The following is a 12,842-nucleotide window of genomic DNA, read 5'->3' as shown; positions in this document are numbered from 1 at the left end:
CCGGGGTGACCGCTCCCGAGCAGACCCTCCCCCATGGCAGCTGGCCCACGCCGATCACCTCCGAGCTCGTCGTGCGCGCCGCCGCCCGGCTCGGTGAGGTCGTCGTGGACGGGTCCGGAGCCGGCGCTGACGTCTGGTGGGCCGAGGGCCGCCCCAGCGAGGGCGGCCGCACCGTGCTGGTCCGCCGCACGCCGGACGGGACGACGACCGACCTGCTCCCCTCCCCCTGGAACGCCCGCACCCGGGTGCACGAGTACGGCGGCGGCGCCTGGACCGTCGCCGCCGGCACCGTGTGGTTCACCGACTTCGCCGACCAGCGGCTGTACCGGGTCGACCCGGGCAGCAGCGAGCCGGTCGCGGTGACCCCGGAGCCCGCCGTCCCGGCCGGGGTCCGGTTCGCCGACCTGCACGCCGACGGCGACGGCGTCCTGGCGGTGCGGGAGACCCACACCGCCTCCGGCCTGGCCGCCGAGGTCGTCAACGAGGTGGTCCGGGTCGCCGCCGACGGCACCGTGGAGGTGCTGGTGAGCGGGCCGGACTTCGTCTCCGACCCGCGGCGGGAGCCCGGCGGCCCTGCGCTGGCCTACCTGCGATGGGACCACCCGGACATGCCTTGGGACAGCGCCCAGCTCGTCGTCCGGGACGGCGACGGCGAGGACCACGTGCTGGCCGGCGGTCCGGGTGAGTCGGTGGTGCAGCCGGTGTGGGGTACGGACGCCACGCTGTGGTGGTTGTCCGACCGCACCGATGTCTGGTCGCTCCAGCGGCGCCGGCCGCACGGCGAGGTCGAGCTGGTGTTCGATGCCGGCAGCGACATCGCCGGGCCGCAGTGGGTCTTCGGGCAGAGCCGGTTCGACCTGCTGGACGACGGGCGGGTCGTGCTCGCCTACGGCCGGGACGGCGCCGACCGGCTCGCCGTGCTCGACACCGACGGCACGGCGCGCGAGCTCGACCTGCCGTACTCGGCCTTCGGTCAAGTGCGCGGCACCTCCGACGGCCTCGTCTGCGTGGCCGGTGGCCCGGCATCCGAGGCGGTCGTCCTCCGGGTCGGTCTCGACGGTGCCCACGAGGTGCTCCGCCCGGCCCGCGACCTCGGCCTGGACCCGGCCTGGTTCTCCCGGCCGCAGCACGTCACCTTCCCCACCGAGCCCGGGCCCAGCGGGGTCGCCGAGGCGCACGCACTCGTCTACCCGCCGACCAACCCGCAGGTCACCGGGGTGGGCGGCGAGCTGCCGCCGCTGCTGGTGCTGGTGCACGGCGGGCCCACCGCCGCCGCCCGTGCGGTGCTGGACCTCGGCGTCCAGTACTGGACCTCCCGCGGGTTCGCCGTCGCCGACGTCGACTACCGCGGCTCGACCGGCTACGGCCGGCGCTACCGGGAGGCGCTGAAGGGGCAGTGGGGCGTGGCCGACCTGGACGACGTCGTCGCCTGCGCCCGGTACCTCTCCTCCGGGGACGGCCCTGCCGGGCTGCGGGTCGACCCGGCGCGGCTGGCGATCCGCGGCGGCTCCGCCGGCGGGTACACCACGCTGGCGGCGCTGACCTTCCGCCCGGGCGTCTTCGCCGCCGGGGCCAGCCACTACGGCGTCGCCGACCTGGCCGCGCTGGCCGCCGACACCCACAAGTTCGAGTCCCGCTACCTCGACGGGCTGATCGCGCCCTGGCCCGCCGGCGCCGAGGTCTACGCCGAGCGCTCGCCGATCAACGCCACGGACGCACTCGACACCCCGCTGGCGGTGTTCCAGGGCGACGAGGACCGAGTGGTGCCGCCGGAGCAGGCGGAGATGATGGTCGCGGCCCTGCGGGCGAAGGGCGTGCCGCACGCGTACGTGCTCTTCCCCGGTGAGCAGCACGGCTTCCGCAAGGCGGAGAACATCCGCACCGCGCTGGACGGCGAGCTCTCCTTCTACGCCCAGGTGCTGGGCTTCGCCCTCCCCGCCGAGGAGGGGATCACCCCGATCGAGGTCGTGCGTCCGTGACGCCGCACGACACCCGGTGAACGGATCCAGTCCCAGCGCCGTACACAACCGCAGGGCATCCGGCGATCGGGAGGTGGGACATGGTGCGGCAGCTGCGACCGGCCGAGCCCGACCACCTCGACGTCCCGGCCGCCTACGCCGCGCACGGGCCGGAGCTCTACCGCTTCGCCCTGCGCCACTTGGGTGACCAGGGTGCCGCCCAGGACGTCGTGCAGGAGGTGTTCCTGCGGGCCTGGCGGTCCGCGGGGTCCTTCGACCCCCGGCTGGCCAGCCTGCGCACCTGGCTGTTCGCCATCGCCCGCAACCTGCTGGTCGACGAGGCACGACGCGGCGCGGCCCGCCCGTGGCAGCGCCAGCTCACCGACGGCACCCGGCACGACGACCACAGCCCCCCTGAGCCTGACCTGGACGAGCGGCTGGTCGACGCCTGGGTGGTCGAGGAGGCGCTGCGTCGGATCGGGGCCGAGCACCGCGCCGCGATCGTGGAGACCCACCTGCGCGGCCGGCCGCACGCCGACGTCGCGGCGGAGCTCGGCGTACCGGTGGGCACACTGCGCAGCAGGGTCTTCTACGGCCTGAAGGCACTGCGGCTGGCGATGGAGGAGATGGGGGTGGAACCGTGAACGAGGAACAGGCGCACCGCGCGCTGCGCGAGGAACTCGGCGTGTACGCCCTGGGGGCGGGCAGCCCCGATGAGCGCGCCGTGGTGCGGGCACACCTCGAGGGGTGTGCCGCCTGCCGCGCCGAGCTGGCCGAACTGGCCCCGATCGCCGCCCGGCTGGCCGACGCCGATCCCGACCGACTCGACGAGGACCCGGCGCCCCCGGCCGGGCTGGCCGACGCCGTCCTGGCCCGGATCGCCGCCGAGGGCGCGGTCCCCCGGGCCGATCCGACCGGGCGCCGCCGACGGACCCGGCTCGCCGCCGGTGCGCTGGTGCTGGCCACGGCTGCCGCGGCCTTCGCCGTCGGCTGGCTGGTCCGGCCGGTTCCGCCCCCACCGCCGCTGGAGAGCGTGGCCGTCGAGGTCACGGACCCGGACATCACCGCGACCGCCGACGTGGTGCCGCACACCTGGGGGGTCGAGGTGAAGCTCGCCGGAGCCGGCTTCACCGCCGGGGAGGTCTACCGGGTCGCCGTCCTCGAGGACGGCGGGGACGCGGCACCTGCCGGGGCCTTCCTCGGCACCGGCCCCGCGGAGCTGTTCTGCAACCTCAACTCCCCGGTCCTGCGCGCCGACGCCGAGGGCTTCCAGGTGGTCGACGCCAGCGGCGCGGTCGTGCTCCGCTCGACCTTCTGAGCTCGACCTCCCGAGCACCGTCCCGGCCCGCGCTGAGCAGGTCCGGGCCACGCGCTCCGGCCGCGTCGGGTGGCAGTTGCTGCCCCCCGACGCGGCCGGAGATCGTGCTGTCGGCCGCTCGTGTCGGCCGTCGGTCGGTCAGGGAGTCGCCGGCACCGGCTCCCCGTCCACGGTGAGGCCCGAGCCGGGGCCGTCCTGGAAGACGTCCGGGCCGATCGGTGCAGAGTTGCCGCGGACAGCCGTGCGGGTCACGGTCATGGTCCCGGTCGCGGAGTTCCAGAGCCCTCCGCCTTCGGCTGCAGCGGTGTTGCCCCGCACCTGGCTCCGGTCGATGTCCACCGTGCCGGCGCCGGTCAGGTGCAGGCCACCGCCGTTGCCGGGACCGTCGCCGGTGGAGTTGCCGGTGAGGAGACTGCGCTGGAGCGTCGTCGTGCCGACGTTGGCCTCGATGCCGCCACCGGCACGCGTCGCGGAGTTGCCGCTGATCGAGGAGCGGTCGACCACGAGGGTGCCCTGGTCGTTGAGGATGCCGCCGCCGGAGCCGGATGCGCCATCGGCGACGTTGTCCTTGACCGCCGAGCGCGTGACGACCAGCGTCCCGGACTCCCCCGCCTCCTGGAACAGGCCGCCGCCCCCCATGGTGGCCTCGGCACCGCTGGCGGTGTTCCCGACGATGAGGCTGCGGTCCACCGTCATGGTGCCGAGGCCGGAGTTCCACAACCCGCCGCCCTCGGACGCAGCCGTGTTGCCGGTCACCGCGCTGCGCTCGACGTCCACCGTGCCGGCGCCGGTGAGGTGCAGGCCGCCGCCGTTGCCGGGACCGTCGCCGGCGGAGTTGCCCGACAACTTCGACCGGGAGACGGTCGTCGTCGACCCGTCGCTCGCCTCGATCCCCCCGCCGGCCCGCACCGCGCTGTTCCCGGTGATCGTGCTCCGCTGGACCTCCAGCGTGCCGGCGTTCCGCAGGCCGCCGCCGGATGCGGGCAGCCCAGTCCCGGCCGCCACCCCACCCGTGACCGTGAGGTCGCGCACTGACAGCCGACCGCCGACGAGCACGTCGAAGCCACGGTCGATGCCCTGGGCATCGACCGTGCCACCGTTGCCATTGATGGTGATCTCGGCCCTGATGTCGAGGTCGCCCGTCGCCGAGTCGTCCTCGCCGGCCGCATCGCCGTTCCTGAGGGTGAGCAGGTAGGTCCCCTTGCTCAGCTCGATCGTGCCACCACCCGACGCGTTGGCCTCCTGTACCGCGGCACGGAGCGAGCACTCGTCGTGGACGTCGGCGCAGCGACCGTTCCCGGGATCGGCGTCGACGGTGTCGGCTGTCGTGGTGACCCGGATGCCCTGGTCCCCGTCCCGGTGCTTGCCCTGGTAGCGGTCGTCGTCCTCCCGGTCGCCCTGGTGCCGGTCGCTCTGGTGCCGGTCGCTCTGGTCCCGGGCACTCCCCTGCCCGTCGCCCGCGGCCCAGGCGTCATGGGCCAGAGCTGGGCTGCCGGCCAGCAGGCTGATTGCCAGCGCTGACGCCGCAGCACCCGCCAGTGATCTGGTGCGCATCTGTCGTCTCCTCATCGATCGGTCTGGCCGGCGGACGAACACCGGACACCGGTGGGTACGCAGGGCGCGGGCACCCGTTCGATCGGAGAGCTGGGAATCTGTCGCCGCAGGCTCGGAGAGCCCCGAGCTCGGCGTGTGCTGACGCGCCGACGAGATGTTCGTCACACTGCGTCAGGGTCTGCCTGGAGACAGCAGCGCAGCGAAGGGATCAGACCTCGAGGACGGTCGGGATGATCATCGGGCGGCGGCGGTAGGTGTCGGACACCCACTTGCCGACCGTCCGGCGGATCACCTGGGAGAGCCGGTGGGCGTCGACCTGGTCGTCGGCGGCCAGTGCCCGCTTCAGCTCCTCCTCGACCAGGGCGAGCGCCTCGGTGAAGGCGGCCGGGTCGTCGGAGAAGCCCCGCGTCGACAGGTGCACCGGTCGGACGATGGTGCGGGTCGAGGGCTCGATGACCACGGTCAGCGCCACGAAGCCCTCGTCGCCGAGGATCCGCCGGGCCTGCAGCGACTCCTCGCCGACGTCGCCGACGTTGAGCCCGTCGACGTAGACGTTGCCGATCGGCACGCTGCCCACGATCGACGCCTTGCCGTCGACCAGGTCGACGACGACGCCGTCCTCGGCCAGCAGGATGCGGTCGCGGCTCATCCCGGTCTCCTGGGCCAGCGCGGCGTGCGCCCGCAGGTGCCGCCACTCCCCGTGCACCGGCATGAGGTACCGCGGCTTGGCCACGTTGAGCAGCGTGCGCAGCTCCCCCGCCGGGGCGTGCCCGGAGACGTGCACCCGGGCCGTCTCCTTGTGCACCACGGTCGCGCCCAGCCGGGCCAGGCCGTTGATCACCTTGTAGACGGCGGTCTCGTTCCCGGGCACCAGCGAGGACGCCAGGATGATCGTGTCGCCGGCCTCGATGGTGACCTGGTGGTGGTCGCCACGAGCCATCCGGCCCAGCGCCGACAGCGGCTCCCCCTGCGATCCGGTGCTGACCAGCACCACCTGCTCGGGGGGCATCGAGGTGGCCTCGTCGAGCTTGACCATCAGCCCGGGTGCCACCCGGAGCAGGCCGAGGTCCTGGGCGACCCCCATGTTCCGGACCATCGAACGGCCCACGAACGCGACCTTGCGGCCGTGCTCGGCCGCGCAGTCGAGGACCTGCTGGATGCGGTGCACGTGGCTGGCGAAGCTGGAGACGATCAGCCGCTGGGAGGCGCGCTCGAACACCGAGTCCAGCACCGGCCCGATGCTGCGCTCGGAGGTGACGAACCCGGGCACCTCGGCGTTGGTGGAGTCGCTGAGCAGCAGGTCGATGCCGGCGACCCCGAGCCGGGCGAAGGCCCCGAGGTCGGTCAGCACGCCGTCGAGCGGCAGCTGGTCCATCTTGAAGTCGCCGGTGTGCACGAGCGTGCCCGCCGGGGTGTGCACCGCGACGGCGAGCGCGTCGGGGATGGAGTGGTTGACGCTGACGAACTCGCAGTGGAACTCACCCGCCAGGTGGTCGTCACCGGCCGCGACCTCGACGACGACCGGGTCGATCCGGTGCTCGCGCAGCTTCGCCTTGACCAGCGCGAGGGTGAACCGGGAGCCGACCAGCGGGATGTCGGCGCGCAGCCGGAGCAGGTAGGGGATCGCGCCGATGTGGTCCTCGTGCCCGTGGGTGAGGACGACGGCGGCGACGTCCTCCATCCGGTGCTCGATGACCCCGAAGTCGGGCAGGATCAGGTCGACGCCGGGCTGCTCCGCCTCGGGGAACAGCACCCCGCAGTCGATGATCAGCAGCTGGCCGTCGAACTCCAGCACGGCCATGTTCCGGCCGATCTCGCCCAGACCGCCCAGCGCCATCACCCGGAGGCCACCGGCCGGCAGCGGCGGGGGTGCCTTCAGGTCCAGGTGCGGCTGTGGGGAGTTCGACGTCGTCACAGCTGGACACCTCCGGCCGCGAGGTCCACGCGCAGCTGCGCCACCTGTTCGTCGGTGGCGTCCACGAGGGGCGGCCGGACCGGGCCGGCCGGGAGCCCGAGCTCCCGCAGCGCCGCCTTGACCATGATCGTGCCCTGGGTGCGGAAGATCCCGGTGTAGACCGGCAGCAGGCTCTCGTTGACCTGACGCGCCCGGGCGAGGTCACCGGCCTCGACGGCGGCGATCAGCTCCGCCAGCCGGGAGCCGACCAGGTGACCGACGACGCTCACCACGCCGACGGCGCCGACCGAGAGCAGCGGCAGGTTCAGCATGTCCTCGCCGGAGTAGTAGGCGAGGTCGGTGCGGGCGAGGGTCTGCATGAGCGCACCGAAGTCGCCCTTGGCGTCCTTCACCGCGACGATGTTCGGGTGCTCTGCGGCGCGGACCAGGGTGTCGACCTCGATCGGGACGACCGAGCGCGGCGGGATGTCGTAGAGCATCACCGGCAGGTCGGTGGCGTCGGCGACCGCGGTGAAGTGCCGGAGCAGGCCGGCCTGCGGGGGCTTGTTGTAGTACGGGGTGACGACGAGGAGGCCGTGCACGCCGAGCCGGGCCGCCGACTGGGCCTTCTCGATCGAGTGCGCGGTGTCGTTCGTGCCGACCCCGGCGACCACCATGGCGCGGTCACCGACGGCGTCCAGCACCGCCTCGAGCACGGCGTGCTGCTCGCCGTCGCTGATGGTGGGCGACTCCCCCGTCGTCCCGAAGACGACCAGGCCGTCGTGTGACTGCCGGTCGACCAGGTGGGCGGCGAGCTGCTGGGCGCCGGCGAGGTCGATCGTGCCGTCCTCGGCGAGCGGGGTGACCATCGCCGTGAGCACGCGCCCGAACGGTCGGGCGGGGTCCGTGGTCCTGGCCGGGGTCATGGTCTGGAATCTACCGGCCCGCCCCGACAGCACCGGACCGCCCTGGGGCAGCCCAGGTCTCCTGGTGCTCGGCGAGGACGCGGGCCACGGGGTCCGGGTCGACCGTCGCTCGCCCCCACTGGGTGACCCGGAAACGGAGCCCGGTCGTCGACGCCGACCAGCCCGATGCGGGCACCCGGGTGCCGGGCACCCAGCCCGGTCCGGGCCGGGGCGCCCAGGTGTCACCCGGCAGCTGTGCGTCGACCTCGGTCGCCACCAGTTCGTCGGCGTGCGGGAGGAACGCGGCGTAGACCGCCCCACCGCCGATCACCCACAGGTCGCCGTCCAGCGCGAGCGCGTCGGGCACCGACCGGACCACCTGCATGCCCTCGGACGTCTGCAACGTCGAGCTGAGCACCACGTTGCGGCGGCCGGGCAGTGGCCGGAACCGGGGCGGCAGCGACGCCCAGGTGCGCCGGCCCATGACCACGGTCCCGCCCACGGTCAGGGCCTTGAACAGCCGCAGGTCCTCGGGCAGGTGCCAGGGCAGTGCGCCGTCCGCGCCGATGACGCCGTCGGTGGTCTGGGCCCAGACCATCCGCACCGAGCGCCGCGTGGGGTCCGCTGCCGTCACACCGCCACCGCGCCCCGGATCGCCGGGTGGTGCCGGTAGTCGAGGACGTGGAAGTCCTCGTAGGCGTGGTCGAACAGCGAGGGCGCCGGGTCGATCTGCAGCTGCGGGAAGGGCAGCACCTCGCGGGAGAGCTGTTCGCGCACCTGGGGCAGGTGGTTGCGGTAGATGTGGCAGTCACCGCCGACCCAGATGAAGTCGCCCGGCTCGAGACCGACCTGCTGGGCGACCATCCGGGTCAGCAGCGCGTAGCTGGCGATGTTGAACGGGACGCCGAGGAACAGGTCGGCACTGCGCTGGTAGAGCTGGCAGGACAACTTCCCGTCGGCGACGTGGAACTGGAAGAGCGCGTGACAGGGAGCCAGCGCCATCTCGGGCAGCGCGGCGACGTTCCAGGCCGAGACCACCATCCGCCGGGAGTCCGGGTCGGTTCGCAGCGTCTCCAGCACGGCGGAGAGCTGGTCGATCGACCCGCCGTCCGGCGTGGGCCAGGAGCGCCACTGGACGCCGTAGACCGGGCCCAGGCTGCCGTCCTCGGCCGCCCACTCGTCCCAGATCGAGACGCCGTGCTCCTTCAGCCAGCCGACGTTGCCCTCGCCGCGCAGGAACCACAGCAGCTCGTAGGCGATCGACTTGAAGTGCACCGACTTCGTCGTCACCAGCGGGAAGGCGCGGGACAGGTCGTAGCGCAGCCGCTCCCCGAACAGGCTCAGCGTCCCGGTGCCGGTGCGGTCGTCCTTCGGCGTCCCGGTCTCCAGGACACGGCGGAGCAGGTCCTCGTACTGCGTGTCGACCTGCTGCTGGACGGCCACCTCGGCCATGTCGACTCCTCGTCGCGGTTGTGGGGTCAGAGCTCGGACGGCGGTCGGTCAGCCCTCGGCGACCAGCGGGCTCGCGGCGACGGCCGTGCCGTCGGAGAGCTCACTGATCCGGAAGTCGCCGAAGACGTGCGGGGCAGTGCGCTGCAGCTCGCGGAGGCAGGCGATGGCGAGCTCGCGGATCTCGACGTCGGCGTGCTCGCTGGCGCGCATGGCCACGAAGTGCCGCCAGGCCCGGTAGTTGCCGGTGACGACGATCCGCGTCTCGGTGGCGTTCGGCAGCACCGAGCGGGCCGCCTGCCGGGCCTGCTTGCGGCGCAGCGTCGCGTTGGGGACGTCGGCGAAGCGCTTCTCCAGCCCCTCCAGCAGCTCGGCGTAGGCGGCCAGAGCGGCATCGGTCGCGGCGAGGAACTTCTCGTGCAGCTCCGGGTCCTCGGCGATGACCGCGGGCTCGACCACGGCGGCGTCCCGCTCGGGCACGTAGCGCTGGGACAGCTGGCTGTAGGAGAAGTGCCGGTGCCGGATGAGCTCGTGGGTCAGCGACCGCGAGACGCCGGAGAGGTACATGGACACCGTGCCGTGCTCGAGCACCGACAGGTGCCCGACCTCCAGGATGTGCCGGAGATACGCCTCGTTGGTCGCCGTGCTCGGGTTCGGCTTGGTCCAGGACTGGTAGCAGGCCCGTCCGGCGAACTCCGCGAGCGCCTGTCCGCCCTCGGCGTCGGTCTCCCAGGGCACGTCCGCCGGCGGGGTGAACTGCGTCTGCGCGACGACCTGCACCTTCAAGGGGGCGATGGCGGGCACCCGTCGAGGGTACGGCCCGGGCCGTGCCCCCCATGGGCACGGCACCCGCCCGGTCCGCGAGGTGGCCGGGAGGCAGCGGCCGTGCGCACCTCATCCTGCGGTGGCGACGGCCGCGGCCGCCAGGTCGGGGGCCAGGTCACCCCGGTCGGCCACCACCACCTCGTCCAGGGCCATCCAGTCGGCCATCAGCCGGAGCTCGGCCGCCAGCGCCGCGGCGACCTCAGGGGCGTCGACCCCCGGCTCGGCGAAGGTGCCCTGCACCCGGAGCACGCCGGCCTGCCGGTCGGCCTTCAGGTCGACGCGGGCGACGAGCCGGTCGCCGAGCAGGAACGGCAGCACGTAGTAGCCGTGCACCCGCTTGGCCGCCGGCGTGTAGATCTCCAGCCGGTAGCGGAAGCCGAAGATGCGCTCGACCCGGGGCCGTTCCCACACCAGCGAGTCGAACGGCGACAGCAGCGCGCGGGCGTGGATCCACCGTGGCCTCCGCGCCTGCGGGTCCAGCCAGGCCGGCCGGTTCCAGCTCGCCACCTCGACCGGCTGCAGCTCGCCGGCGTCGGTGAGCTCGGCGATCGCCGTCCGGGCGTCGATGGGGGCGAGCCGGAAGTAGTCCCGCAGGTCGGTCTCGGTGGCCACGCCCAGCGCCCGGGCCGCGGTGCGGACCAGCTCCCGGACGGCCTCCGGCCGCTCCGGCGTCGGCGCCTGGACGACGGCGGGCGGCAGCACCCGCTCCGGGAGGTCGTACACCCGCTCGAACCCGGCCGTGCGGCCGCGGGCGGTCAGCGCCCCGGTGAAGAACAGGTACTCCAGCGCGGCCTTCCCGGCGTGCCAGTTCCACATGCTGCCCGGCCGGTTGGGCCGCTCCTCCTGCAGCTGACTGGCCCGGATCGGCCCTTCGGTGCGCACCCGAGCCAGCAGGGCCGCCACGTACTCCGGACGCTCCTGCTGCACCCGGGTCATCGAGCCCCAGGCCTCCTGGTCGGCGGCGGCCATCCGCCAGCGCAGGTGCGGGTGCAGGTGCGCCGGCAGGAGCGAGGCCTCGTGCGCCCAGTACTCGACGAGGTCGTGCCGCCGGTTCGAGAGCGCGTCCAGATCGCTGCGCCGGTAGGGGCCCAGCCGGCTGAAGAAGGGGAGGTAGTGCGACCGGGAGAGGACGTTGACCGAGTCGATCTGCACCACGGCCAGGCGGTCGGCGGTCCGGCGCAGCTGCCGGGTGCCGACGATGCCGGTGGGCCGCGGCTCGGCGAACCCCTGGGCGGCCAGGGCGATCCGGCGGGCCAGCCCGGCGGGCAGCCGCTCGACGGAGGTCGTCACCCGGCCGATCCTGCCCTGCCGCTACGACAGTCGCGTCGGGGCGACTCAGCAGGTGTGCCCTGCCGAGCACCTCCTGCCCCGGGCTGCCGAGCCAACGGCGCGCATCGCCCCTGCGAACGCCCGGGCCGGCCACCGGGACCACCGCCTACGCTGCCCCGATGGAGCTGCCGAGGGGACGCGGCCTGTCCGGCCGCGCCGACGTGTCCGTACGACCGGCGACGACCGGCGACGCGGAGGCGATCGCGCGCGTGCAGGTCGTCACCTGGCGGACCGCCTACCGGTCGCTCCTCCCGGCAGCGGTCCTCGACGACTGGGACGACGACGCCGCCACGACCAACTGGCGGGCGGCAGTGACCGCACCCCCCACGTCCGCGCACGGCGTGCTGGTCGCTGTGGACGCGGGGACCGTGGTCGGGTTCGCCGCCTACGGCCCCTCCGACGACGCCGGGGTCGCCGAGCTGGCCGCACTGTTCGTCGAGCCCCGCTGGGGCCGGCGTGGCCACGGCAGCCGGCTGCTCGCCGCGGTCGCGGACCTCGCCACCGAGCGGGGGGTCCGCACCCTGCACACCTGGGTCCCCGAAGCCGACGACGTGACCGCCCGGTTCCTGGAGTCGGCGGGCTGGGCGCCCGATGGGTGGACACGGACGCTGGACACCGGCGCGGCCCCGCTCACGCAACTCCGCTGGACCACCCTGCTGGACGACGAGGAGGGAGCTGCACCGTGACGTTCTCCGGCTTCCCCGACGAAGCCATGGTCTTCTACGAGGGCCTGGAGGCCGACAACAGCAAGGCCTACTGGACCCAGCACCGGAGCAGCTACGACGAACACGTGCGCGCGCCGCTCCAGGCGCTGGCCGACGAGCTCGCGCCGGAGTTCGGCACGCCCAAGCTCTTCCGGCCGTACCGCGACGTCCGCTTCAGCCACGACAAGACTCCCTACAAGACGCACCAGGGGGCGGTGCTCCAGCCAGACGGCGCCGGGTCCGGATCGGTGTACGTGCAGGTCTCCGCCGACGGACTGCGGGTGGCCGGTGGATGCTGGCGCCTGCAACCGGACCAGGTGGAGCGGTACCGCCGGGCCGTCGGCGACGACCTGCAGGGCACCCGACTCGAGGCCCTGGTCCGCGACCTGCGCGCCGCCGGGTACGAGGTGGGCGGGGAACAGCTGATCCGGACGCCGCGCGGCTGGCCGGCGGACCACCCGCGGATCGAGCTCCTGCGGCACAAGTCCCTGAACGCATCCCAGCAGTGGACGCCGGCGGACTGGCTGCACACGCCCGCTGCCCGCGAGCGGGTCTGCGAGGCATGGCGGGCCTTCGCACCGCTGAACCGATGGCTGGACGAGAACGTCGGGGCCACCACCGCCCCACCGGACCGCCGCCGCTGATCCTTGCGTCACGTGACGCGCACCGCCGGACGAATCACGTCGCCCGGCAAGGGGTCGTCGACAGTCGAGTTCGGCACCGGCGGGCGACGAGGCCACACTCGCTGACACCGAGCCCCATGCTGCGGACGCGCATTCTGGGGCTGACCGCACAGCGGCAGATCGCACAGCGGCGTACCTGCTCCGAGAATGCAGGAACGGGGCCACAGCCGTAGCTGTGACCCCGTCCTGGGAGTTATGTCCGGCGGCGTCCTACTCTCCCACC

General features: G+C 73.7%; 12 protein-coding genes. 5 read left to right on the top strand and 7 right to left on the bottom strand.

Annotated elements, in window-relative coordinates; translation table 11 throughout:
* Window positions 1-5 precede the first annotated feature (5 nt).
* The 3 genes from O2W18_RS21135 to O2W18_RS21125 all read left to right on the top strand — a co-directional run bounded on the left by O2W18_RS21135 (window position 6) and on the right by O2W18_RS21125 (window position 3,276).
* Window positions 6-1,979 (top strand): S9 family peptidase, encoded by a 1,974-nt coding sequence (locus tag O2W18_RS21135; protein WP_269189389.1) that lies wholly within the window; start codon window positions 6-8, stop codon window positions 1,977-1,979.
* An 80-nt stretch (window positions 1,980-2,059) separates the two neighbouring features.
* On the top strand, window positions 2,060-2,602 hold the full coding sequence (locus tag O2W18_RS21130; protein WP_269189388.1) for a sigma-70 family RNA polymerase sigma factor: 543 nt from the start codon (window positions 2,060-2,062) through the stop codon (window positions 2,600-2,602).
* On the top strand, window positions 2,599-3,276 hold the full coding sequence (locus tag O2W18_RS21125; RefSeq protein ID WP_269189387.1) for a zf-HC2 domain-containing protein: 678 nt from the start codon (window positions 2,599-2,601) through the stop codon (window positions 3,274-3,276). Before O2W18_RS21130 ends, O2W18_RS21125 begins: the two co-directional genes overlap by 4 nt.
* A 138-nt stretch (window positions 3,277-3,414) precedes the next feature.
* On the opposite strand, the gene O2W18_RS21120 is transcribed toward O2W18_RS21125, so the two are convergent.
* The 7 genes from O2W18_RS21120 to O2W18_RS21090 all read right to left on the bottom strand — a co-directional run bounded on the left by O2W18_RS21120 (window position 3,415) and on the right by O2W18_RS21090 (window position 11,193).
* Complete coding sequence (locus O2W18_RS21120) at window positions 3,415-4,830, bottom strand: CSLREA domain-containing protein (protein ID WP_269189386.1); 1,416 nt, start codon at window positions 4,828-4,830, stop codon at window positions 3,415-3,417.
* Between the two features lie 208 nt (window positions 4,831-5,038).
* Complete coding sequence (locus tag O2W18_RS21115; RefSeq protein WP_269189385.1) at window positions 5,039-6,745, bottom strand: ribonuclease J; 1,707 nt, start codon at window positions 6,743-6,745, stop codon at window positions 5,039-5,041.
* Window positions 6,742-7,650 carry a 4-hydroxy-tetrahydrodipicolinate synthase gene (gene dapA, locus O2W18_RS21110; protein WP_269189384.1) on the bottom strand — a complete coding sequence of 303 codons (909 nt, stop codon included), beginning with the start codon at window positions 7,648-7,650 and terminating at the stop codon, window positions 6,742-6,744. The genes O2W18_RS21115 and dapA overlap by 4 nt, the downstream gene beginning before the upstream one ends.
* A 10-nt stretch (window positions 7,651-7,660) precedes the next feature.
* Entirely contained in the window at window positions 7,661-8,263 is a 603-nt protein-coding gene (locus O2W18_RS21105) for a dihydrofolate reductase (protein WP_269189383.1), read from the bottom strand.
* A complete protein-coding gene (locus O2W18_RS21100; protein ID WP_269189382.1) occupies window positions 8,260-9,081 on the bottom strand; it encodes a thymidylate synthase in 822 nt (273 codons plus the stop codon). Before O2W18_RS21100 ends, O2W18_RS21105 begins: the two co-directional genes overlap by 4 nt.
* 48 nt (window positions 9,082-9,129) lie before the next feature.
* A complete protein-coding gene (gene thyX, locus O2W18_RS21095) occupies window positions 9,130-9,882 on the bottom strand; it encodes an FAD-dependent thymidylate synthase (RefSeq protein ID WP_269189381.1) in 753 nt (250 codons plus the stop codon).
* 90 nt (window positions 9,883-9,972) lie between these two features.
* On the bottom strand, window positions 9,973-11,193 hold the full coding sequence (locus tag O2W18_RS21090; protein ID WP_269189380.1) for a winged helix-turn-helix domain-containing protein: 1,221 nt from the start codon (window positions 11,191-11,193) through the stop codon (window positions 9,973-9,975).
* Window positions 11,194-11,351: 158 nt separating this feature from the next.
* Between O2W18_RS21090 and O2W18_RS21085 the strand changes: the two genes are divergently transcribed.
* Window positions 11,352-11,918, top strand: coding sequence for a GNAT family N-acetyltransferase (locus O2W18_RS21085; RefSeq protein ID WP_269189379.1), 567 nt, complete (start codon window positions 11,352-11,354; stop codon window positions 11,916-11,918).
* Window positions 11,915-12,580 (top strand): DUF2461 domain-containing protein, encoded by a 666-nt coding sequence (locus O2W18_RS21080; protein WP_269189378.1) that lies wholly within the window; start codon window positions 11,915-11,917, stop codon window positions 12,578-12,580. The genes O2W18_RS21085 and O2W18_RS21080 overlap by 4 nt, the downstream gene beginning before the upstream one ends.
* Window positions 12,581-12,842 lie beyond the last annotated feature (262 nt).

It is taken from the genome of Modestobacter sp. VKM Ac-2983, assembly GCF_026967885.1.
GTDB lineage: Bacteria > Actinomycetota > Actinomycetes > Mycobacteriales > Geodermatophilaceae > Modestobacter.
Note: the sequence above shows the minus strand (reverse complement) of the source record. Positions and strands in the feature narration are given on the sequence as shown.